At 72.3% G+C, this 22935-nt stretch carries 19 protein-coding genes; 13 read left to right on the top strand and 6 right to left on the bottom strand.

Annotation, left to right across the window (positions count from 1 at the left end):
* Positions 1-403 precede the first annotated feature (403 nt).
* Genes purN through FYW99_RS10565 form a run of 3 tightly spaced genes read left to right on the top strand, consistent with a single transcriptional unit; the run spans position 404 to position 3478 of the window.
* On the top strand, positions 404-1039 hold the full coding sequence (purN, locus tag FYW99_RS10555) for a phosphoribosylglycinamide formyltransferase (RefSeq protein WP_150252237.1): 636 nt from the start codon (positions 404-406) through the stop codon (positions 1037-1039).
* Positions 1036-2604: a bifunctional phosphoribosylaminoimidazolecarboxamide formyltransferase/IMP cyclohydrolase gene (purH, locus tag FYW99_RS10560; RefSeq protein WP_150251851.1), complete on the top strand. Its 1569-nt coding sequence runs from the start codon at positions 1036-1038 to the stop codon at positions 2602-2604. The genes purN and purH overlap by 4 nt, the downstream gene beginning before the upstream one ends.
* A 16-nt stretch (positions 2605-2620) precedes the next feature.
* Positions 2621-3478, top strand: coding sequence for a bifunctional methylenetetrahydrofolate dehydrogenase/methenyltetrahydrofolate cyclohydrolase (locus tag FYW99_RS10565; protein WP_150251852.1), 858 nt, complete (start codon positions 2621-2623; stop codon positions 3476-3478).
* Positions 3479-3734: 256 nt separating this feature from the next.
* Here the strand turns inward: FYW99_RS10565 and FYW99_RS10570 are convergent, their stop codons facing one another.
* On the bottom strand, positions 3735-4340 hold the full coding sequence (locus tag FYW99_RS10570; RefSeq protein ID WP_017564066.1) for an FHA domain-containing protein: 606 nt from the start codon (positions 4338-4340) through the stop codon (positions 3735-3737).
* A gap of 525 nt (positions 4341-4865) precedes the next feature.
* Here FYW99_RS10570 and FYW99_RS10575 point away from each other — a divergent pair.
* Both FYW99_RS10575 and FYW99_RS10580 read left to right on the top strand, forming a co-directional pair.
* Positions 4866-5345 carry a DUF3017 domain-containing protein gene (locus FYW99_RS10575; RefSeq protein ID WP_150251853.1) on the top strand — a complete coding sequence of 160 codons (480 nt, stop codon included), beginning with the start codon at positions 4866-4868 and terminating at the stop codon, positions 5343-5345.
* A 182-nt stretch (positions 5346-5527) separates the two neighbouring features.
* Positions 5528-6745 (top strand): NADP-dependent isocitrate dehydrogenase, encoded by a 1218-nt coding sequence (locus tag FYW99_RS10580; RefSeq protein WP_017564068.1) that lies wholly within the window; start codon positions 5528-5530, stop codon positions 6743-6745.
* A gap of 565 nt (positions 6746-7310) precedes the next feature.
* On the opposite strand, the gene FYW99_RS10585 is transcribed toward FYW99_RS10580, so the two are convergent.
* Together FYW99_RS10585 and FYW99_RS10590 are read right to left on the bottom strand one after the other, a co-directional pair.
* The gene (locus FYW99_RS10585; protein WP_150251854.1) at positions 7311-8606 is read right to left on the bottom strand and encodes an LCP family protein; all 1296 of its coding nucleotides are present in this window, start codon (positions 8604-8606) and stop codon (positions 7311-7313) included.
* Between the two features lie 268 nt (positions 8607-8874).
* A complete protein-coding gene (locus tag FYW99_RS10590) occupies positions 8875-9996 on the bottom strand; it encodes a galactokinase family protein (protein WP_150251855.1) in 1122 nt (373 codons plus the stop codon).
* A 230-nt stretch (positions 9997-10226) separates the two neighbouring features.
* Between FYW99_RS10590 and FYW99_RS10595 the strand changes: the two genes are divergently transcribed.
* The 5 genes from FYW99_RS10595 (at position 10227) to FYW99_RS10615 (ending at position 15866) form a co-directional block, all read left to right on the top strand.
* On the top strand, positions 10227-11339 hold the full coding sequence (locus tag FYW99_RS10595) for a YihY/virulence factor BrkB family protein (RefSeq protein WP_150251856.1): 1113 nt from the start codon (positions 10227-10229) through the stop codon (positions 11337-11339).
* A 182-nt stretch (positions 11340-11521) separates the two neighbouring features.
* Positions 11522-12694 (top strand): glutamate--cysteine ligase, encoded by a 1173-nt coding sequence (locus FYW99_RS10600; protein ID WP_061082774.1) that lies wholly within the window; start codon positions 11522-11524, stop codon positions 12692-12694.
* A gap of 25 nt (positions 12695-12719) precedes the next feature.
* The gene (locus tag FYW99_RS10605; RefSeq protein WP_150251857.1) at positions 12720-13958 is read left to right on the top strand and encodes a M20 family metallopeptidase; all 1239 of its coding nucleotides are present in this window, start codon (positions 12720-12722) and stop codon (positions 13956-13958) included.
* 184 nt (positions 13959-14142) lie between these two features.
* Positions 14143-15240 carry an adenosine deaminase gene (locus FYW99_RS10610; RefSeq protein ID WP_150251858.1) on the top strand — a complete coding sequence of 366 codons (1098 nt, stop codon included), beginning with the start codon at positions 14143-14145 and terminating at the stop codon, positions 15238-15240.
* A complete protein-coding gene (locus FYW99_RS10615) occupies positions 15240-15866 on the top strand; it encodes a PH domain-containing protein (protein ID WP_190394619.1) in 627 nt (208 codons plus the stop codon). The genes FYW99_RS10610 and FYW99_RS10615 overlap by 1 nt, the downstream gene beginning before the upstream one ends.
* A gap of 399 nt (positions 15867-16265) precedes the next feature.
* Here the strand turns inward: FYW99_RS10615 and FYW99_RS10620 are convergent, their stop codons facing one another.
* Together FYW99_RS10620 and FYW99_RS10625 are read right to left on the bottom strand one after the other, a co-directional pair.
* Entirely contained in the window at positions 16266-17087 is an 822-nt protein-coding gene (locus FYW99_RS10620) for a purine-nucleoside phosphorylase (RefSeq protein ID WP_394350357.1), read from the bottom strand.
* A gap of 108 nt (positions 17088-17195) precedes the next feature.
* Positions 17196-17750 carry a gamma-glutamylcyclotransferase family protein gene (locus FYW99_RS10625; protein ID WP_190394620.1) on the bottom strand — a complete coding sequence of 185 codons (555 nt, stop codon included), beginning with the start codon at positions 17748-17750 and terminating at the stop codon, positions 17196-17198.
* 164 nt (positions 17751-17914) lie between these two features.
* Here FYW99_RS10625 and FYW99_RS10630 point away from each other — a divergent pair, with 164 nt between their 5' ends.
* The 3 genes from FYW99_RS10630 to FYW99_RS10640 all read left to right on the top strand — a co-directional run bounded on the left by FYW99_RS10630 (position 17915) and on the right by FYW99_RS10640 (position 20471).
* The gene (locus tag FYW99_RS10630; RefSeq protein ID WP_150251861.1) at positions 17915-19294 is read left to right on the top strand and encodes an NAD(P)H-quinone dehydrogenase; all 1380 of its coding nucleotides are present in this window, start codon (positions 17915-17917) and stop codon (positions 19292-19294) included.
* 135 nt (positions 19295-19429) lie between these two features.
* Positions 19430-19792 (top strand): TFIIB-type zinc ribbon-containing protein, encoded by a 363-nt coding sequence (locus FYW99_RS10635; RefSeq protein WP_150251862.1) that lies wholly within the window; start codon positions 19430-19432, stop codon positions 19790-19792.
* Between the two features lie 34 nt (positions 19793-19826).
* Positions 19827-20471, top strand: coding sequence for an AAA family ATPase (locus tag FYW99_RS10640; protein WP_150251863.1), 645 nt, complete (start codon positions 19827-19829; stop codon positions 20469-20471).
* Between the two features lie 512 nt (positions 20472-20983).
* Here the strand turns inward: FYW99_RS10640 and FYW99_RS10645 are convergent.
* Complete coding sequence (locus FYW99_RS10645; protein WP_150252239.1) at positions 20984-22276, bottom strand: HNH endonuclease signature motif containing protein; 1293 nt, start codon at positions 22274-22276, stop codon at positions 20984-20986.
* Between the last annotated feature and the right edge of the window lie 659 nt (positions 22277-22935).

Genomic DNA, 22935 nt, shown 5'->3' on the forward strand with positions numbered 1-22935 from the left:
CGCCGAGACCCCCGTCACAGGCCGGCCAACACCCACTCCCCGTGGGTAGACGCTACCTGGACCGATAGGGTGTGACCGCGGGCGGGCCCAGCGGGCGCGCCCGCTGCCCGCACGTCACCCGCCGCCACCCCCAACGGACGCCTCCGGTCCACGGACGCCCGACAGGGGCCGCGCGGCGGAGGACGATCGGGTCACCCGCAAACCCTGCCTTCGGCGCGATGGCATGGGCTGGCGTGCGTCACACACCGCGCCTGCGGCGGGGTGGCGCGGTCCGGCGCGCGCGCCGAACCCCCGGACCGGCATACGCGAGATCCGGATGCTGCGCCGTCCCCCGGCGCCCCCGGAGGCGGGAGGCGGCTCTCGCACCGTTCTCTACACAATGGGAGAAGCATTGTCCGCGCGAGTGGTGGTCCTCATATCGGGCACGGGCAGCAACATGGCCGCCCTGCTGGACGCGGCCAGGGACCCGGCCTACGGGGCGACCGTCGTCGCCGTCGGCTCCGACCGCGAGGGGACCCGCGGCGTCGAACTGGCCGAGGAGGCCGGGGTACCCGCGTTCGTCGTCCCCTTCCGCGACTACTCCGACCGCTCGCGGTGGAACGCCGCCATGGCCGAGCGCATCCACGAGCACCGTCCCGACCTGGTGGTCTCCGCGGGCTTCATGCGCATCCTCGGCCCCGCCGTGATCGGCAGCCACCCGGCGGTCAACATCCATCCCGCGCTCCTGCCCTCCTTCCCCGGCGCGCACGCCGTGCGTGACGCGCTCGCCCACGGTGTCCGCGTCACCGGCACCACCATCCACTTCCTCGACGAGGGCGTCGACTCCGGTCCGATCATCGACCAGGTGGCGGTACCCGTCGAGGACGGCGATGACGAAGCCAGCCTCCACGAGCGCATCAAGTCCGTGGAGCGGACGATGCTGGTCGACACGGTCGGCAGGCTCGCCCGCGAGGGCTGGACCATCGACGGCAGGCACGTGCGGTTCGGCCGCACCGAGCAGCGCGTCACCGACGCGACCGACACGAAGGAGAACCGGTGACCCAGCAGGCCATCAGGCGTGCGTTGATCAGCGTCTACGACAAGACCGGTCTGGAGGAGCTGGGCATCGGCCTGGCCGAGGCCGGGGTGGAGATCGTCTCCACCGGCTCCACCGCCGCGCGGTTGCGCGCCGCCGACATCCCCGTCACCCCCGTGGAGGACGTCACCGGCTTCCCCGAGATCATGGAGGGCCGCGTCAAGACGCTGCACCCCTCCGTGCACGCCGGACTCCTGGCCGACCGGAACAACCCCGAGCACGTCGCCAGGATCAAGGAGCTGGGCATCGCCCCCTTCGACCTGGTCGTGGTCAACCTCTACCCCTTCCAGGACACCGTCGCCTCCGGCGCCTCCGAGGCCGACTGCATCGAGAAGATCGACATCGGCGGCCCCGCCATGGTGCGCGCCTCCGCCAAGAACCACGGCAGCGTCGCGGTCGTGGTCGACCCGGGCAGCTACGACGCCGCCCTGGAGGCCGTCCGCGACGGCGGCTTCACCCTGGAGCAGCGCAAGCGCCTGGCCGGGCTCGCCTTCCAGCACACCGCCGCCTACGACGCGGCCGTCGCCGGGTGGTTCGCGGCCGACTACGCCCCCGACGAGGAGGCCGCAGAGACGGGCTGGCCCGGCTTCCTGGGCACCGTCCACAGCCGCAGGGACGTGCTGCGCTACGGCGAGAACCCGCACCAGAAGGCGGCGCTGTACACCGTCGCGGGCGCCCCGGAGACCGGCCTGGCCGGAGCCGAGCAGCTGCACGGCAAGGCGATGTCCTACAACAACTACGTGGACGCCGACGCCGCGCTGCGCGCCGCCCACGACTTCGACCAGCCGTGCGTGGCCATCATCAAGCACGCCAACCCGTGCGGGATCGCCGTCGGCGCCGACAACGCCGAGGCCCACCGCAGGGCGCACGCCTGCGACCCGGTGTCGGCCTTCGGCGGCGTCATCGCCACCAACCGCCCCGTCGGCGAGGAGCTGGCCGGACAGATCGCGGAGATCTTCACCGAGGTCGTCGTCGCGCCCGCCTTCGAGCCCGCGGCCGTGGAGGTCCTCAGCCGCAAGAAGAACATCCGCCTGCTCGTGGCGGACGGCTCCGGCTCCGGCGCGGGCGTGGAGCACCGCCAGATCAGCGGCGGCCTGCTGGTGCAGTCGCGCGACGCGATCGACGCCCCCGGCGACGACCCCTCCACCTGGACCCTGGCCACCGGCGAGCCCGCCGACGAGGCCACCCTGGCCGACCTGGCCTTCGCCTGGAAGGCCGTGCGCGCGGTCAAGTCCAACGCCATCCTCCTGGCCTCCGGCGGCGCCACCGTGGGCGTGGGCATGGGGCAGGTCAACCGCGTGGACTCCGCCCGCCTGGCGGTCACACGCGCGGGCGAGAGGGTGACCGGGTCCGTGGCGGCCAGCGACGCCTTCTTCCCCTTCCCCGACGGCCTGGAGATCCTCACCGAGGCGGGGGTCCGCGCCGTCGTCCAGCCCGGCGGCTCGGTCCGCGACGAGGAGGTCGTGGCCGCGGCCAAGGCGGCCGGGGTGACCATGTACCTCACCGGGACCCGGCACTTCTTCCACTGAGCGAGGAGACACACGCATGAGCGCGATCGTTCTGGACGGCAAGGCCGTCGCGAAGTCCATCCGTGAGGAGCTCTCCGAGCGGGTGGCGAAGCTGCACGACCGCGGCGTCACCCCCGGTCTGGGCACCGTCCTGGTCGGCGACGACCCGGGCAGCCACTCCTACGTCCGCGGCAAGCACCGCGACTGCGCGCAGGTGGGCATCGCCAGCATCCGCCGCGACCTGCCCGCCGACGCCACCCAGGAGCAGGTGGAGCAGGCCGTCCACGAGCTCAACGCCGACCCGGCCTGCACCGGCTACATCGTGCAGCTCCCGCTGCCGAGGGGCCTGGACGAGAACCGCGTGCTGGGCCTGATCGACCCGGTCAAGGACGCGGACGGCCTCCAGCCCTCCAACCTCGGCAGGCTGGTGCTGATGCAGGAGGCGCCGCTGCCGTGCACCCCGCGCGGCATCGTGGAGCTGCTCACCCGCTACGACGTGCCGCTCAGGGGCGCCGAGGTGGTCGTGGTCGGGCGGGGCGTGACCGTGGGCCGTCCCCTCGGCCTGCTGCTGACGCGCCGGTCGGAGAACGCCACCGTCACCCTGTGCCACACCGGCACCCGGGACCTGGCCGAGCACACGCGCCGCGCGGACATCATCGTCGCCGGTGCCGGTGTGCCGGGGCTGATCACCAAGGACATGGTGAAGCCGGGCGCCGCGGTGCTGGACGTGGGCGTCTCGCGCACCGAGTCGGGCCTGGTCGGCGACGTCGTCCCCGACGTGGCCGAGGTGGCCGGGCACCTGTCGCCCAACCCCGGCGGCGTGGGCCCGATGACCCGGGCGATGCTGCTGGTGAACGTGGTGGAGGCCGCCGAGCGGCAGGCCGCCGCCCTCTAGCCGTGCCTCTCCGGGCCCCGTCCGAGGCGGGGCCCGGACACCGGGCGGGCACGGCGGTGCCTGTGGCGGGCGGGCACGGGCCCGCCCGCTGCCGCCCCCGGCGGTCTGCCCGGGGCCGGACCTTCCGCCGCCCGCGGGCGCGCTGACCGCGCCCGGAACGGCTCCGGTGTCACACACGGGCCGAAACCGCTCACACCGAGTAGCCGACCTCGACCCGACCGCTGGCGGAGGACCCCTCCGGCGGGGCCGGGAACGCTCAGCTGGCCTTGCGAGCCGGTCCGCCCATCGGCATCGGCCGTACCAGGCCCAGCGCCACGACCTCGTTGGCCAGCCGCGTCCTGCGGTTCTGCCCCTCGGGGATGCGGAACTTCTGGTACAGCCGCAACAGGTGCTGTTTGACCGCCGCCTCGGTGACCACCAGTGCCTCGGCGATGTCCCGGGCGGTGGCGGGGGCGACGAAGGCCTCCTCCGACAGCGCGGGCTGGCACAGCGCGGTCAGCACGTCCAGCTCCCGGCGGGTGAGCTCGGGGGCGGCACCGCGGCGCAGCTCGATGTCGGGGCTGATCTGCTCCTTGGGGAGCCCGCCGACCCGGCAGCGCGCGGTGCCGAAGCTCACCACGTCGCCCTCCTCCAGCACCCGGCGGGCGATGGGGCGGCCGTTCACGCGCGTCCCGTTGCGCGACAGGCCCAGGTCCACCACGTAGACGTAGGGGCCGCGGCGGACCAGTTCGGCGTGCAGCTGGGAGACGCTCGGATCGTTCAGCCGGATGTCGGCGCCCTCCCCGCGGCCGACCGTGGTGACCTCACCGGCGAGCTGGCGTATGTCCCCGGTCTCTTCGACGCGGAGGTAGGGCCCGTCCACGGTGGTTCCTCCCGGACTGGGGTGGCGCTGCCGGTGGGGGTGCGGGCGACGGTGGTGGAGGGGAGGCTGTCGGGGGGTGACGGTTCGGTCTACGCGTGGAGTGGGCTTCATGGGGGTGGTCCTCGCTCACCGGTGCACTCATCTCCACCTTGGTTACCCGGGCGGTAAGCGTTCTACGCGCTTACTCCGGAGTTAGACGGATAAGGCGTGCAAATACGGCTCTGTGGCCGAACCGGAAGCGGGAAACGGTCACGGGCTGTCGGGGCCGGGGCGGGTCCGTTTCCGTGAGCCCTGAGGAGCCGGCGATACGGATCACTACAATGGGCGCTGTCTCTCCCGGACGGGAAGCCTCGCTTCCCGCGCGGCGCCGCCGAAACCCTCACGGACGTGAGCCTCCGGAGCGGTGTTCGGTTTTCGGACAGCCAGTCCTCGACGGATGGCCGGTCCGTGCCAGTTCCCGGGAGAAGACCGTGAACGAGCCGCGAGGCGGCCAAGCACATTCGTAACCGAACGGGTCGGGACGCGGTGGACAAGGCGGGGCAGGCGGATTTGGCGGACGCGGACGAGGGCGCACCCGGTGCGAGGGCACCCGGCGAGGCGGCCCGCGGCGGGCGGGTTCCCGAGGGGGGCCCACCGGACGGGGACGGCCCCGACGGGCCGGAGCCCGGCGACGACTCCGGGGAGGATTCCGGGGAGGTCGCGCGCGGGCGGACCGCAGGGGAGGAGGGGCCCGAGGCGCCGTACTGGCTCTCGCAGGTGCCCTACTTCCTGGTCATGTCGGCGCTCGCGGCGGGGATCGTGGTCGTGGCCGCGGCCTACTTCAAGCGCGGACCGGCGATCATCGCGGGAGCGCTGCTGCTGGCGGCGACCTTCCGGGTGCTCCTGCCCCGGGACTGGGTCGGCATGCTCGCCGTGCGCCGCCGGTGGATCGACCTGCTCACCCTGACCACCCTCGCGGTCCTGCTGATCGTGCTGGCATGGGTGGCGCCGCAACTGTCCGCCTAGGCGTCGAATAAGCTTGACGTCGAGATACCGCGACACCGAGAAGCCACCGCCTCCCCGGGGAGCACGGACCCCGGGCGGGACCGGTGGACCGCCGGGTGCGCGGACCGGCGCCGGCCACGAGCCGGACGCGGGTCCGCGACGCACGAGGCGGCAGCGAAGACTGAAGGGACAGCCACACAGCCATGGCCAAGATCAAGGTCGAGAACCCCGTAGTCGAGCTCGACGGCGACGAGATGACCCGGATCATCTGGTCCTTCATCAAGGACCGTCTGATCCTTCCCTACCTCGACGTCGACCTGAAGTACTACGACCTGGGCATCGAGGAGCGCGACCGCACCGACGACCAGATCACCGTCGACGCGGCCAACGCCATCAAGGAGCACGGCGTCGGCGTCAAGTGCGCCACCATCACCCCGGACGAGGCCCGGGTCGAGGAGTTCGGCCTCAAGAAGATGTGGCGGTCGCCCAACGGCACCATCCGCAACATCCTCGGCGGCGTCGTCTTCCGCGAGCCCATCATCTGCGAGAACGTGCCCCGCCTGGTCCCGGGCTGGACCAAGCCGATCATCATCGGCCGCCACGCCCACGGCGACCAGTACAAGGCCACCGACTTCAAGGTGCCCGGCCCCGGCACGGTCACCATGACCTACACCCCGGCCGACGGCAGCGAGCCGGTCGAGTTCGACATCGCGAACTTCCCCGAGGCGGGCGGCGTCGCGATGGGCATGTACAACTTCCGCAAGTCCATCGAGGACTTCGCGCGCGCGAGCCTGAACTACGGCCTGGACCGCAACTACCCGGTCTACATGTCCACCAAGAACACGATCCTCAAGGCCTACGACGGCATGTTCAAGGACGTGTTCCAGGAGGTCTTCGAGAGCGAGTTCAAGGACCGCTTCGACTCCGCGGGCCTGACCTACGAGCACCGCCTCATCGACGACATGGTCGCCGCCGCGCTCAAGTGGGAGGGCGGCTACGTCTGGGCCTGCAAGAACTACGACGGTGACGTGCAGTCCGACACCGTCGCCCAGGGCTTCGGCTCCCTCGGCCTGATGACCTCCGTCCTGCGCACCGCGGACGGCCGCACGGTCGAGGCCGAGGCCGCCCACGGCACGGTGACCCGCCACTACCGCCAGCACCAGCAGGGCAAGCCCACCTCCACCAACCCGATCGCCTCCATCTTCGCGTGGACCCGCGGCCTGGAGCACCGGGGCAAGCTCGACAACACCCCCAAGGTCGTCGAGTTCGCCAACACGCTGGAGGACGTCGTCATCAAGACCGTCGAGGGCGGCCAGATGACCAAGGACCTCGCGCTGCTCGTCGGCGGCGACCAGGAGTTCCTGACCACCGAGCAGTTCCTCGCCGCTCTGGACGAGAACCTCGCCAAGCGCCTGGCCTGAGCCCCTGCGCTCCGCCCGTGCGGCGGTGCGCGGGGCCGGGCGGAGCCCGGACGGTCCTGATCCCGGCCGTCCGGGTGAGACCTCGGTCACGCCCGGCCGCCCCCAGGGGCGGCCGGGCTTCGCCGTGTCCGGGGCGGGGCACAACCCGCTTTCGGGCGGGTCCGGTTGTCGCAAACGCGGTGTTCGCGGGGTTCTGGGCCCGCGGTCGACCAAAGTTTCCCGGCGTGTTTCCCGTGTTCGGCGTACATACGCGGGTCCGCGGTGGGAGGATGGCAACGCCGGATCACCGCAGAGGCCCGAGGGTGCGACATAGGCCACGTGCACAGGATTCGCACCTTAAGCGAGCTTTGACCTATTGTGGAGACGTGCCGGTGAGAACCGGCAGGCCAGAGCGGGTTTCGGCTCCTCTGCCACTATGACCGACGTGCCGGCCGTGCGCCCGCTGGGGGGTAGGCGCGCACAGTACGGAACGTCACGAAGAAGGGCCCGTCGCTTCGGCGACGGGCCCTTCGCCTTTCCCCGGACCGCCTGCTCTCCCCCGACCCGCGGCGGTCCGGCGTCCGGCCTACTCCTGGAAGGCGCTCTCGGGGATCGGCTCCCCGGCCCGCATGGCGCCGAACATCTCCTCGGAGCGGACCTCGTCCCAGACCACCACCGAGCCGACCCCGTCCAGCGTGGGGGTCTGGCCCACCGGGATCGCGGTGGTCTGCGTACCGCCGCGCATCGCCAGGAGCATGCTGCCCAGGTGCCGCAGGTCGTCGCCCTCGTCCACCATGAAGGTGTCGGTGCCCGCGAGCACCAGCGGGACGGACTCGAAGGGGTTGAACAGGGTGGAGGGCGCGCTGGCCGTCTGGACCAGCGCCGAGAAGAACTCGCGCTGGCGGGCGATGCGGTCCAGGTCGGCGCGCGGCGTGGCGCGGGTGCGCACGTAGCCCAGGGCGGTGCCGCCGTCCATCATCTGGCAGCCCGCCTCGATGTCCAGCCCGGCCTTGGGGTCGACCATGGCCTCCTCGGGGCACAGCTCGACGCCGCCGACCGCGTCCACGATGTCGACGAAGCCGCCCATGCCGATCTCCACGTAGTGGTCGATGTACACGCCCGAGGCGCGCTCGAAGGTCTCCACGAGGGGGGCGGGGCCACCGCAGACCTCCTCGCCCGCGTCGTTCGTGCCGCACACGGCGTCGGCGAAGGCGGTGTTGATCTTGTTGTCGGCGTAGCCGGGGACGGCGAGGGGGACGTAGGAGTCACGGGGGACGCTGACGATGACGGGGTCGCCGTCGTCGGGGATGTAGAGCACCATGATGGTGTCGGTCCGGCGGCCCTCGGCGTAGCCGGTGGCCATCTCGTCCATCTGCTCCTCGGACAGGCCCTGACGGCTGTCGGAGCCGACGATCATGTAGGTCGTGCCGGGCTGCCCGTCCGGGCGGCCCTCGTAGTCCAGCAGGGCCTCCACCCGCTCCAGCCGCGAGTTCGCGTACACGTAGAACCCGCCGACGAAGGCCAGGGGCAGGACCAGGACCAGGGCCAGCACGGTCACCGTGATGGTGGTGGCCAGTCTGCGCTTGCGCTCCTTGCGCCTGCGCTCGATGCCGCGGCCGTCGTAGACGCGCCCGGCGCTGTGGGTGCGCCGGGACCTCTGGGACCTCTGGGATTGCTGGGGCCGCCTCGGCCGCGCCGGGGGCACGTCCTCGGCGGGCGGGAGCCGACGTGTCTCGCCGACCACCCTCTGCTCGGACTCGCGCGGGCGGTAGAGCTTCTCGAACTCGTCCGGCCTGCCAGGGGTCCCGCCGCGCCGGAACACGCCCGGTCTGTCGTGCTCGCCGGTGCGACCGGGGTCGTCCCGGTTCCGTCGGTCAGCCATCGCATCGCCCATCTGCTCAGCGTCGTGGATCGCCTCGTCGCTTACTTCCACCCTGTGTGATCGCGAAAAGGGTAGCGGGGTTCGGCGGGATGTCTCTTTTCGGCCTCCGGGGCCCGGAGGGACCGGCCGCGAGACCGCCTCCGCACGGTACCCGGGGTCCCGCGCCCGTCGGACCGTTCGGCTTCCATCGCCGCAGATCAGACAGCTTGCGTCACACCAGCAACGCTCCCGGCCCGGCCGTTCCAGGCCGGTGCCCGGCCCGAGCGGGTCAGCGCAGCCGGTGGGCGCCCGCGGAGGGCACGGCGGCGCGCACGCGCGGAGGGACCCGCCCGTCGGCGCGGAACTCCCGGGCCAGCGCCTCGCCGATCCCCTCCACGCGCTCCCGGGCGGCCAGGGCCAGCACGGTCCCGGCCCAGCCGGACATCCGCACCCCGCGCGCCCCGGCCCGGGCGGCGGTCTCCGCGGCCAGCTCCACCTCCGGGGTGGGCAGACCGAAGCGGCGCAGGGACAGGTGGGAGGCGGACAGGACCGGCCCGATCTCCCCGAAGCGCCCGGCGCGCAGCAGCCCCACGGCCGCGTTGAGCCGGTGCACCTCGGTCACCGCGTACTCGACCCGGCGGCGCAGCACGGGGTCCGGCAGGCTCGCCAGCGCCCCGGACAGGTCCTGGACGGCGCGCAGCGGCCCGAGCGTCCGCTGCGCGCGCTCCAGTTCGGCGGAGCGGGCCGCGCGCAGGTCGCGCCGGGGCAGGGCGCCGGTGTCCGCCACCACGAGCCGCAGCCCGGCCTCGGCGAGGTCGAACGGCAGCACGGTGGTGCGCAGGGTCCTCAGGTTCACCCGGACCGCGCACCCGGGGCGGGCCGCCAGGGCCACCCGCTGGTCGGCGGTGGCGCCCTCGGGCGGCGGACCGCCGCCCAGGTCGGCCAGGGCCAGCGCCACCGCCGCGCCCACGGCGGCCGCGTAACCCAGGGAGGCGTGTTCGGGCAGGTCCGATCCCAGCACCGCGCGGACGCCCGTGTCACCGCCCAGGACGCCCGCCCGGCGCGCGTCGGCCACGGCCCCGGCCACGGCCCGCGCCGCCGCCTCCCGGGGGCGCAGCGGGCGGTGCGGTGCGGCCACGTGCACGCCCCGGTCCGGCGCGGGGCCCACGGCGGCCGTCACGCCCCAGGGCAGGGCGGCGTACAGCCCGACCCCCGCGCTGGCCGCGGTGTGCTCGCCCATGACCGCCAGGCGCCCGGGCGCGTGCCACACGCCCTCGGGCGGCGTCCCGAACCGCGTCTCGAAGCTCCTGACCAGTGCGTCGGCGTCCGGCGCCTCCTCGGGCCACGCCCCCCGAGGACCCGCCGACCGCACACCCAACACGGCACGCAGCCGCGCCCCCGCGCCCCCCACCGAGGCCCCCTTCTCCGGATGGACTTCCGACCCCAAGTCTGCCCAAGGCCCGGACGTGTCCGTGATCACCCCCGGCGAAGTGCTTCGTCCCGTTACGGGGGCCTCGCCGCCGAACCCGGAGCGGAGGCTTCACGGGGAAGCGCGGCACCGCTACGGTTGCGGGCCACCGGTGACCGCGGAGCCACGCGGGGTAGGACACGGGTGACACGGGAGACGGAGAGGGAGGCCGCGTGGCCGCAGCGCTGGACCGGGCCAGGGACACCGGCAGGCACTACCGGAACCTGGGCATGGACACGTACTGGGAGCTGCGGCGGCGCAGGCCCGCCGTCGACCACCTGGTCCGGGCCTACGAGCGCTACGCCGACCGCAACGGCAACCAGCTGGCCGGGGCGGTCACCTACTTCGCCTTCCTGTCCTTCTTCCCGCTGCTGGCGCTGGCCTTCGCCGCGGTCGGCTACCTCGCGGCCGTGCAGGTCGAGGTGGGCGACTACCTCCAGCAGGCGCTGGACGGCGTCCTGCCGGGCCTGTCCGGCGAACTGCCCATCGACGAGATCGCCCGGGCCCGCGTGGGCGCCGGCGTCATCGGCGCGCTCGGTCTGCTCTACGCGGGCCTGAACGCGGTGGCGGCGCTGCGCGAGGCACTGCACTCCATCTGGCTGAAGAACCTCAAGGAGGGCCCCAACCTCCTCCTGCGCAAGCTGGTCGACCTGCTGGTCATGCTGGGCCTGGGCGCGGCGCTGCTGCTCGCGGTGGCCTTCACCAGCGTCGCCCAGACCGCCACGCAGTGGCTCCTCGGGCTGGTGGGCCTGGACGGCTCCCTCCTGGCCAACCTGTCCCTGCGCGCCCTGGCCCTGGCCATCGCGATCGGCGCCAACATGGCGATCTTCGTGCTGGCGTTCGCGCTGCTGTCGGGCAGCGGGCGGCCCACGCGGATGATGTGGCGGGGCGCCCTGCTGGGCGCGGTCGGGTTCGAGGTCCTCAAGGCCGCGGCGGCGGTGCTGCTGGCCGGGACGCTCAGCAACCCCGTCTACGCGTCCTTCGCCGTCCTGGTGGGGCTGCTGGTGTGGATCAACCTCGTGATGCGCCTGGTGATGTTCAGCGCGGCGTGGACGGCCACGTGGCTGCCGATGCCGCCGCCCTACACCGGTTCCCTGCCCCTGCCGGGGGAGTACGGCATGGACTGGACCCGTCCGGACTGGGGCCCGGGGGTGTCGGTGCGGGAGGCGGCCGAGCGCGGCCGGGCCCGGCGCGCGCTGGCCGGGGCGTTGTCCCTGCTGGGGGCGGCGACCGCCGCGGGCGCCGCGGCGTGGGCGCTGCGCCGCCGCGGCGGCGGCCGCGGATAGGCGTTCCGGCGGCGCGGCCGAAACAGAAATTCTTTCCATGGAATTCGCATTACACGAGGCGATTGTCCCGTATGCGTGCGGTGCGTGGGGGGTAGTCCTCCCCTGTCCCGGTTGACCGGTTCTCCGGGGCGCGACGGTGCGACGGCCGGAGACGGTCGGCAAACACCCCCTTCGGAGGGCAGATGGGAATCGCATTCAACTCGTCCGAACGCGCGACGATCGGAGTGGAGTGGGAACTCCAGCTCGTCGACCGGCGCAGTCGGCACCTGAGGCAGGAGGCGCCCAAGCTCCTCGCCGAACTCCCCGAGCTCAGCTCCGACTCCGCCCCGCCGCTGCGCCACGAGCTCATGCAGTCCCAGGTGGAGGTCGTGACCGGGATCTGCGAGACCGTCGAGGAGGCCAGGGGGGACCTGGGCCGCAACCTCGACCGCATGAGGGAGGTCCTCACGCCCTGGGGGACCACGCTGACCTGCTCGGGAACCCATCCCATCGACGACTGGCGCGACCAGGAGCTCAGCCCGGGCAAGCGCTACGGCGAGCTGGTCGAGCAGATGCAGTGGCTGGTCCGGCGCATCCTGACGTGCGGCGTCCACGTCCACGTCGGCGTGCGTGACAGGGACAAGGCCATCCCCATGGTCAACGCCCTGACGCGCTACCTGCCGCACTTCCTCGCCCTGAGCGCGTCCAGCCCGTTCTGGGGCGGCCAGGACACCGGCCTGGCCTCCTCCCGATCCGTCATCTTCGGCACGCTGCCCACCGCGGGGCCGCCGCCGAACCTTCCGCACTGGGCGGCTTTCGAGGAATACCTCGAAACGCTTCTCCGGGCAGGTACCATCGCCTCTATCAAGGAAGTGTGGTGGGACATCCGTCCGCACCCTGATTTCGGCACCATCGAGATCCGGATGTTCGACGGTATTCCCACCCTGCGCGAGGTGGGAATGGCCGCCGCGCTCTCTCAGAGCCTGGTGGAGCTGTTCGATCACCAGCTCGACCGCGGGTACGGTCTGCCCAGCCCGCCGTCCTGGGTGGTGAAGGACAACAAGTGGCGTGCCACCCGCTACGGACTCGACGCTCGTGTCATCACGGACGCGCGCGGAACCACCGTTCCGCTCCGCGACGACCTGTACGAGCTGGTCCGCGAGCTGAAACCGGTCGCGACCCGCCTGGGTTGCGCCGAGGACCTGGACCTGATCTCCGAGATCCTGGACAAGGGCGCCTCCTACGAACGTCAGCGCGCGGTCATCGCCGAGGGTGGATCCCTCGACGACGTCGTGGACATGCTCGCCGCCGAGCTCCAGGGCGGTCCTCCCACCCGCGCAAGGGTCGGTGCCGGCGACGGAGCCGGTACGCGCTGAGACGTGGAGAAGAGGGGACCCTCGCATGCAGGGACATGACCTGCCGGAGCAGTTGACCGCTTTCCTGGCGCGACACGGGCGGGATCTGAGCGGCTTCCGCCGGGACCTGCACATGCACCCCGAACTCGCCTTCGCCGAACACCGCACCACGGGGCGGATCGCCGAACGCCTGCGCGGGGTGGGCCTCGAACCCCAGGAACTGCCCCAGGGCACCGGTCTGGTCTGCGACATCGGATCCGGCGCCGGTCCCCTGGTGGCCCTGCGCGCCGATATCGACGCCCTGCCGCTGACGGACGAGAAGGACGTCCCCTACCGCTCCACCGTGCCGGGGGTCGCCCATGCCTGCGGGCACGACGTGCACACCACGGTCGTGCTGGCGGCCGGGGTCTTCCTGGCGCAGCTGGAGAGGGCGGGCGCGCTGCCGGGCAGGGTCCGGCTCATCTTCCAGCCCGCCGAGGAACTCCCCGGCGGCGCCGTGGAGGTGATCAACGCTGGGGCCATGGAGGGCGTGGACCGCATCTTCGCCCTGCACTGCGACCCCCGCCTGATGGAGGGCCGGGTCGGGCTGCGCACGGGCGGCATCACCGCCGCCTGCGACCAGCTCATGGTGCGCCTGTCGGGCCCGGGCGGGCACACCGCGCGCCCGCACCTGACCTCCGACCTCGTCTACGCCCTGGGCAAGGTCGTCACCGAGCTGCCCGCCGCGCTGTCGCGGCGGATCGACCCCCGGGCCGGGTTCAGCCTGGTGTGGGGCAGGATCAGCGCCGGATCCGCGCCCAACGTCATCCCCGACGACGCGGTCGCCGAGGGCACCGTGCGGTGCCTGGACGACGAGGCCTGGCACGCGGCCCCCGACATCATCAAGGGGCTGGTGGAGTCGGTGGCCTCCTCCTACGGCGCCGAGGCCGAGGTGACCTACCGGCGCGGCGTGCCGCCCACCATCAACGAGGCGACCAGCGTGGCCGTCATGCGCGAGGCCGTCACCGCCGCGCTGGGTCCCGAGGCGGCGGCCTCCACCCCCCAGAGCCTGGGCGGCGAGGACTTCGCCTGGTACCTGGAGCACGTCCCCGGCGCGCTGGCCCGTCTGGGCACCCACTCCCCGGACTGGGACGGTCCCATGCTGGACCTGCACCGGGGCACCTTCGACGTGGACGAGCGCGCCATCGGCACGGGCACCCGCTTCATGGTGACCACCGCGCTGACGGCGCTGTGGGAGAGCTCGCGCCGCGACACCCGCGTGGACACCGAGGAGGCCATGGCCTGAGCGGGCCGCGGGAAGCAGGGGCGGGGAGCCCCGCGCCGCCGTGCGCACGGACGGCGGCGGACCCCAGCGCGCACGAGCGCATAGCACCGACCGGCTCCCCGCCCGCGTACCGCCCCGTCCGCCTGATCCGGCGACCCGCGCCCGCCTGTCAGGGCGCCTCCCCAGCTGGTGGCATCCTGAATCCATGAACCAGCCACTCACAGTCGACCAGATCCGGCGGGCGCCGAAGGTACTGCTGCACGACCACCTCGACGGCGGGCTGCGCCCGGCCACCGTCGTGGAACTGGCCCGGGAGACCGGCTACACCGGCCTGCCCACCTACGACGCGCAGGAACTGGGGCGGTGGTTCCGCGAGGCCTCCGACTCCGGTTCGCTGGAGCGCTACCTGGAGACGTTCGCGCACACCACGGCGGTCATGCAGACCCGTGACGCCCTGGTGCGGGTCGCCGCCGAGGCCGCGGAGGACCTGGCCGCCGACGGCGTGGTCTACGCCGAGCAGCGCTACGCCCCCGAACAGCACCTGGAGGCCGGGCTCACCCTGGAGGAGGTCGTCGAGGCCGTCCAGGAGGGCCTCGAACTCGGCGAGAAGCGCGCCGCAGACCAGGGGCGCGGCATCCGCACCGGCCAGCTCGTCACCGCCATGCGCCACGCCGCGCGCTCCTCGGAGATCGCCGAGCTGGCGGTCCGCTACCGCGACGCGGGCGTGTCCGGGTTCGACATCGCGGGCGCCGAGGCGGGCAACCCGCCCACCCGGCACCTGGACGCGTTCGAGTACCTGCGCCGGGAGAACTTCCACTTCACCATCCACGCGGGCGAGGCGTTCGGCCTCCCCTCCATCTGGGAGGCCCTCCAGTGGTGCGGGTGCGACCGCCTGGGCCACGGCGTGCGCATCATCGACGACATCGACACGGAGGGCGGCGGCGCCCCCAGGCTGGGCCGCCTGGCCCAGTACGTGCGCGACAAGCGGGTGCCGCTGGAGATGTGCCCCAGCTCCAACGTGCAGACCGGAGCCGCGGAGTCCATCGCGGACCACCCCATCCGGCTCCTGCACGACCTGCGCTTCCGCGTCACCGTCAACACCGACAACCGCCTCCAGAGCGGCACCAGTCTGTCGGAGGAGTTCGCCCGGCTCTCCCAGGCCTTCGGGTACGGCTGGGACGACCTCCAGTGGTTCACGGTCAACGCCATGAAGTCGGCCTTCCTGCCCTTCGACGAGCGCCTGGCACTGATCAACGGGGTCATCAAGCCCGGCTTCGCCCAGCTGAAGTGGACGACCTCCTGATGGACAGACCCAACCCCACCACCCACTACTCCACCTTCACGCGGGTGGCGGCGATCGCGTGGATCGTGGTCGCCGCCCTGCTGCTGGTGGACGTGCTCCTGCGCGGCGAGGGCCGCCAGGCCTGGATCGCGGGGGCGCTGCTGATCGCGACCGTCTCCGCGGTCCACCTGATCTGGCTCCGCCCGCGCGTGGTCTCCACCGAGCGCGGCCTGCGGGTGGTCAACCCGCTGCGCGAGACCTTCGTGCCGTGGGCGGCGGTGCTCTGGGTGGACGTCACCGACGTCCTGCGGGTGCACACGCCGGGGGGAGTGGTGCGCTCGTGGCCGCTGCGCGAGACCAAGCGCCAGCGGGTCCGCGACAACATGCGCAGGGAGGGGGGCTTCCTCGACCCGGACGACGAGGACTCCGCCTCCACGCGTCCGGTGGACCTGGCGGCCCGGCAGCTGCGCCAGGACGCCGAACGCCACAAGGCGCGCCCGCTCAGCGGGCCGGTCAGGGACGTGGACGAGGCGGGCCCCGCCGCGCTGGGCGCGGAGGACGAGCCCCAGACCATGGTCCCCCTGGAGGTGATCGTGGTCGTCGGCGCGACCGCGGCCCTGCTCGTGGCGGTGTTCCTGCTGGCCTGAGTGCTTTCCCTCCCGGATCCGGCCCGGCCCCACCCCCGTGTGGCGGCCGGGTCCGCCGTGTCGGGGGTTGACGCGCCCCCCGAGTTCTGGTTAGGTAAGGCATGCCTAAGGGAGAGTGTTCCGGGCGGACGACTTCGCGCGGATGGCCGTCCACCCGGAACTTCCCCCGAGGGTGACGCGCGCGGTTCAACTGAATAACGGAAGTACAAGGTGCCCAGGTCGCGAGTCCAACGGGATCTGCGGGGATTCCGCGCGACGCGGGCGCCGGGGCAAGCACCGCCTCCGACCGGAACCCGGTCGGTACCGTCCACCCCAAGGCCTCGGGGTGTACGCTCGCCACGCCGGTACCGGACGGGTCCGGTCGGAGGCGCCCCACCCACGGTTCCCAGGGCTGGGTTCCTAGGCCTGGCCGAGGACCCTGTTGAGCAGCTCGCCCAGCCTGCGGGCCCGCTGCGTGACCACCTCCAGGGCACGTTCGGCCTCGAAGGGCTCGAACACCGCCCCCACGGCGTCGTTGCTGACCACCACCAGCCCCAGCACCTCGGCGCCCGCCTCCACCGCCGCGACCGCCTCCAGGGCGATCGAGTGGCCCACCAGGTCCGCGCCCGCCTGCCGCAACACCTTCAGCTCCGCCGGGGTCTGTGTCTGCGGCCCCGTCGTGCACACGTACACGCCCTCGGGGACCGAGGCGTCCGCCTCCTGGACGGCCCGCCGCAGCCGGGGGCTGTAGACCGACGTCAGGTCCACGAACGAGGGCCCGACCAGCGGCGACCGGGCGGTCAGGTTGATGTGGTCGCGCACCACCACGGGCTGCCCCGTGGCGAAGTCCGTGCGCAGCGACCCGGCGGCACCCGTCAGCACGACGGTCCCCGCGCCCGCGGCCACGCCCGTGCGGACGGCGTGGGCCACCTCCAGCGGGCCGCGGCCCTCGTAGAGGTGGACGCGCCCCATGAACACGATGGCGCGCTTGTCGCCCACCCACATGCTGCGGACCTTGGCGGAGTGCCCCCCGGCGGCGGGCGCGTGGAAGCCGGGCAGGTCGGTGACGTCCAGCTCGATGTCGTACGAGCCCAGCGTGTCCACCGCGCCCGCCCAGCCCGAGCCGAGCACCACCAGCGCGTCGAAGCTGTCGGCCCCGGTACGGGACAGGAGTTCGCGCGCCGCGTCGGCCGCCATCTCCCCGGCCTCGCCGACCGTCCTCGGCTGCTGCTCTGGTTGCATCACACGACGGATGCTACCTCCGCGTGACCGCGGCGTCCGGGAGCGTGCGCACGTGTGTTCCCGCGGGCCGCCGGGCGGCGCGCGCGGGGGTTTCGGGGAGGGGAGCGGTCACAGCTCGGTGGGCAGGCACTCCCGGGCGAGCAGGTCGGAGACGTACCAGTCGGGCGCCCCGGCCTTCTCGGCGGCCACCGCCAGCTCGCCCAGCTGGATCGCCGAGGGCATTCCGCCCTCGTAGCCGTCGAGTACGTAGGCCCACGCCGTCACCACGCCGCGGTCCGCCGTCCGGGCGCGCACCGTGACCTTGCGGTAGGCCCGTCCGTCGCCCGCGACCGACCACAGCGCCCGGCTGCGCCGCAGTTCCTCGTACTCGTCCTCGGACACGCCCCGCAGACGGCGCTGACCCCCGCGAGACTCCTCCAGGGCCCCCTGCCAGAAGTCCAAGTGGGGTTCGTCCCATTCCATGAGGTCGTACAGGGCCACGAAGACCCGTCGGTCCGCGTCCTCGACCAGGGTCGCCAGCGCGCCCCCGGGCTCGGGGAGGCACTCTCCGAAGGTCAGACGCCAACCCTCCAACCAGCCCGTGGTGATCAGGGGGGAGTGCGGGGCCCGCCGGGCCATCTGCCCGGGGTGGAGACTGGTTCCGTACGCCGCGTAGATGGACACGGGGCCATCGTAGACCGGTTGGCCCGGGGTGCCTGCTATTTCCCCCGGTCGGCATGGCCGACAATGGGAACAAGCGACGAGAACAGGTGGTGCCGCGCCATGCCCGCATATCACCCGGACCGGGGACGCGCGTGGCGGCCAGGCCGCAGAGGGAGTGAGGCAGCGTGACGAAGGTCGTGATCATCGGTGGCGGACCCGGGGGCTACGAGGCGGCGCTGGTCGCCGCGCAGCTCGGCGCGGACGTGACGGTGGTGGAACGCGACGGCATCGGCGGCGCCTGTGTCCTCACCGACTGCGTGCCCTCCAAGAGCCTGATCGCCACGTCCACCCGCACCACGTACGTACGCGAGTCCGACAGCCTCGGCATCCGCATCCGCGACGCCCAGGACGAGGACGCGGTCCGGGTGGACACCGACCGGATCAACTCCCGGATCAAGCTCCTGGCCCAGGCCCAGTCCGAGGACACCCGCGCCCGCCTGGTCAAGGAGGGCGTGGAGGTGATCAGCGGCGAGGCCCGGCTGGTCGACCCGCACATCGTCGCCGTGGGCGACCAGCGCCTGCGCGCCGACGTCGTCCTCATCGCCACGGGCGCCCACCCCCGGGAGCTGCCCTCCGCCAGGCCCGACGGCGAGCGCATCCTCACCTGGCGCCACCTCTACGACATGGAGGAGCTGCCGGAGAGGCTGATCGTGGTCGGCTCCGGCGTCACCGGCGCCGAGTTCGCCAGCGCCTACCAGTCCCTCGGCTCCCAGGTCACCCTGGTCTCCTCGCGCGACCGCGTCATGCCCACCCAGGACCCCGACGCCGCCGAGGTGCTGGAGCAGGTCTTCATGCGCCGCGGCATGACCGTCCTGAACAAGACCCGCGCCGAGTCGGTGGTGCGCACCGACGACGGCGTTCTCGTCACCCTCTCCGACGGCCGCACCGTGGAGGGCAGCCACTGCCTGATGACGGTCGGCATGATCCCCAACACCCAGGACCTGGGTCTGGAGGAGGCCGGTGTCCGCCTGGGCGGCGGCGGCTTCGTCGAGGTCGACCGGGTCTCGCGCACCACCGTCCCCGGCGTGTACGCCGCGGGCGACTGCACGGGCGTGAACATGCTGGCCTCCGTGGCCGCCATGCAGGGCCGCATCGCCATGTGGCACGCGCTCGGTGAGGCCGTGTCCCCGCTCAAGCTCTCCACCGTGGCCTCCACCGTGTTCACCCACCCCGAGCTGGCCGCCGTGGGCGCCAGCGAAGACGACGTGCGCAGCGGCCGGATCGACGGCCGGTCGGTCACCCTGCCGCTCAACACCAACCCGCGCGCCAAGATGAACGAGGTCAAGGACGGTTTCGTCAAGCTGATCTGCCGCCAGCACACCGGCATCGTGCTGGGCGGGGTCATCGTCGGCCCGCGCGCCAGCGAGCTCATCCTGGGCGTGTCCATCGCCGTCCAGCAGCGCCTGACCGTGGACGACATCGCGCACACCTTCTCGGTGTACCCGTCGCTGTCGGGCAGCGTGACCGAGGCCGCCCGCTCGCTCATGCTGGCCTCCCCGGAGTAGGGGGGAGCGCCCGGAACGGGGATCTGCCCGGCCCGCCGCGGGGAGGCGGCGGGTCCGGTCGGTCGGGTCCGATCGGGCGGGCTTGGTTGGCGACCTCTTTACCCGCTTCTGACAAGAATCGAGTAATGTCGTTTCGTGATCTGTCCCAAGTGTCAAAGCACCATGCGCACGTTCGACCGCCAGGGCGTCCACATCGACCGGTGTGACGGATGCCAGGGCATCTTCCTCGACCGGGGTGAACTGGAGCGGGTCGTGAACGCCGAGCAGCGGCACTACGGTGTCGCGCCGCCGCCCGACCCCCACCAGGCTCCGCCCCACGGCTACCCGCAGCAGCACCGCGGCGGTTACCCGGACTCCCCGAAGGGCTACCGCGGCGGCCGAGGCGGTTACCCCGACTCCCCCAAGGGCTACCGCGGCGGTCACGGCGGTTACCCCGACTCCCCGCGCGGCTACGGCGGACGCCGCAAGAAGAGCTTCCTCGAGGGATTCTTCGACTGAGCCGAGCCGTTCCGACAACCTGATCGAGCAACCCGTGCACCCGCTGATCTGTACCCACTGCGGGGAATGGGACGAGACCCCCGACACCGCTGCGGGGGTCTCCGTGCTGCGTTGCGCCTTCTGCCAGCGCACCCGCCCGTTCCTGCGCCTGCCCCTGTACTGCGTGTCGGGGCCCAGCGGCACCGGCAAGTCCACCATCGCCGGAGTGCTGCTGGAGCGGCTCCGCGACCGCTTCGTCGTCCTGGAACAGGACCTGTTGTGGGTCGGTGGACTCCGCGACCCCGCCGACCACCACCGGCTGTTCCGCTCCACCTGGCTGCGCACCGCGGCCATGGTCCAGCAGAGCGGACGGCCCGTCGTGCTGTGCGGCACGGTGGTGCCGCCGGAGCTGGAGCACCTGCCCGAGCGCGCCCTGTTCACCGGCGTCCACTACCTCGCGCTGACCTGCGAGCCCGGCGTCCTGGCAGGGCGCCTGCGGGCCCGCCCCGCCTGGCGCGAGTGGGACGAGGAACGGATCGCCGAGACGCTGGAGTACGCGGCCTGGGTGGAGTCCGAGGCCGCGCACCTGGAGCCCCCGGTCGACCTGCTGGACACCAGCAGCGCTGAACCCCGGGAGACCGCCGAGGCCGTGTGCCGGTGGATCGAGAAGCTGCACGCGTCGGAGGCGGCCACTCCCTGACGTGCGCTTCCTGGCGGCCACTTCCTGACGTGCGCTTCCTGGCGGCCACTTCCTGACGTGCGCTTCCTGGCGGCCACTTCCTGACGTGCGCTTCCTGGCGGCCACTTCCTGACGTGCGCTTCCTGGCGTCGTTGCAGGGAGAACCCTGGACCGGCCGTGGGCGCGGGAGGGCGACCAACACCCGGGGGCGGGAGATGGCCGGTCTCTGCTGCGTTGGCACCAACGGCGGGAGCGACTCCGGGAGGGCGGTCAACGCTTGCTGTGCGCGCGTGGTCGCTCGCTCCTGCGGCACCGGCTGCCACGTAGTGGTGTGGGAGGGCGTTCAACGGTGGGCGTTCGGGGGTGGTGGGCCTCTGCTGCGTTGGCACCAAAGGCGAGCGGGCCCTCCGGCCTCGGGCAGCGGTGCCGACCCCCGGTGGTGGGGGTGGGCGACGGTGGCAGCGACGACGGTGGGTGCGGGGCGCGGGCTGCATGTCGGGCGCGGGCATGCCAGGGCTCGGCACGGCCGGGGGTCATGCCCGGGGCGGTGGGTCCGGGTCCCCGCCGGGCGGGTGGTGCCGTTCTCGTCCTCGGTGTTGGTGTGTGCGCAGTTCGCGTTGGTACTTGGCCCGGTTGTGCGGGCCGCACAGCGGTTGCAGGTTCGCCACCACCGTGCGCCCGCCCCGGGAGAACGAGGTGACGTGGTCGGCCTGGCAGAACGAGACCGGCACCTCGCATCCGCCCGGGTGCGCACACGTGCTGTGTCCGTGGAAGGCGGCGGTGCGCTGTCGGGCTGAGGCCAACCGTCGGCTGTGGCCCACATCCAATACCTGTCCGGTGGGGGGTGCGGTGAGCACCCGCACCACCTCGGCGTCCCCCGCGAGTTCGTGGACCACCCCGGCCGGAATGACGCGGCCGCGCTCGTCCAGAGCGGGCCTCTCCTGGCCTTCGGCGTTCAGGTAGGTCTGCACCGGCACCAGGAGGCGGATCTGCGCGAGCGGGGCAGGGGCGTTGTCGCATCCGGTGTGGGTGGTGGCAAAGCGCAGTGCCGCGATGAGCGCGTCATGCTCACGCTGAGACCGGGTACGGGTGTCCTCGTCCGAAGGCGGGGTGGTGAAGGTGTCGATGGCCGCGCGCACGACCAACGCGTCCCCACTGCCTCCCCAGGCCTGCAACTGGTAGCTGCCCTGGAACGTGTCGTGCACGCTCAGGCCACGCCCGGCATGGGCGGCCTCGTGGTCGCGGTCCAGGCGGTGCGGGTCCAACCGGTAGGCGACCTGGCGGGCCACCGACCGAAGCTGGTTGACCGACAACGCAGGCCGCTCGACCTTCGCGGCCACCAACGCCGACTCAAACCCGCCCCGGTACCCCTGCTCGTCAGGAAAGTGGTCCTCATCCCGGTTCTGGACGGCTTTATCGGTGGCCTTGGCGATCGCCACCGCCTCACCCAAGGCCACCGTGTTTTCCTCCAAGGCCTGGGCGGTGGCAGGCAAGGTCTCCTCATGCACGTGCTGGGCCAAACGCACCAAATCCTTCGCCTGACCGGCAGGCACCTTGCACTGGTGGGTGATCCACTTATCCAACGTGGAGTAACCGCTGTAGCGGCCCACCTCGCCCCGCGCGTACAAACCCGCCATCCGCACCAACGCGCGCAAGCGGATCTTCTCCAGCTGCGCCCACAGGGCGGCGACTTCCTCAGCGGCGGCCTCGTCCGCTCCGGGCGGCAGTTCCCCGCTCCATGCCTGGTCGATGATCTCGCGCGCAACGGCCAGCGCGGCCACGACCGGGGAGCATTCCCCGGGGGCCGCGTCGGGCGCTGCAAGCATCATCTCCATACCTCTTATTATAAGCCAGAGCCCGCCATTATTCCACTATTCACAGCCCTGGATTTCCTACCTTTCTGGCTTTCTTCTCGGAGATCCGCCCATGATCGGCAGGCCACAATTACGGCGACCCGAAAGCCGCCCGAAAAGGCGCAACCAGAATGGTCGCTCACTGTTGGTGCCACCGTCGCCCACCTCGACCACAGGAGCCCGGGGCGCCACCCAAGACTGGAGGGTCCGCCTGCCGTTGGTGCCGACGCAGCAGAGCCCCACCACCCCCGCACCCCAGGCGTTGGTCGCCCTCCGCCAGTGGCTCCCGCCGTTGGTGCCGCTGTTCGTCGGGAACCCTCAGCCCATCCAACGCTCACCGCTTACCAGAGCCCGTTCCATTTCGCGGCAGCGGGCGCGCTTTCGTTGCCGCCAACAACCCCTGGCAGGAATGGCGTAGGGAGGGAACCTGATGACGGCCCCTCCCTGCCCCTCAATCCATTAATTCCCTTGGGGTGCCGGGCCCGGGTGTTTAAAGGCATGCCAAAACACGCAGGGGTGGGATCCCCCCTATTTCCAGGAAACCATCACCACACCACCCACGACCAGCCCCAACCACCACCTGTGGAAAACGTGGAAGACACGGGAAGGGCCCCGGGCGGGGTGCCCGGGGC

The sequence above is a fragment of the Nocardiopsis deserti genome (assembly GCF_008638355.1).
Taxonomy (GTDB): Bacteria; Actinomycetota; Actinomycetes; order Streptosporangiales; family Streptosporangiaceae; genus Nocardiopsis; species Nocardiopsis alborubida.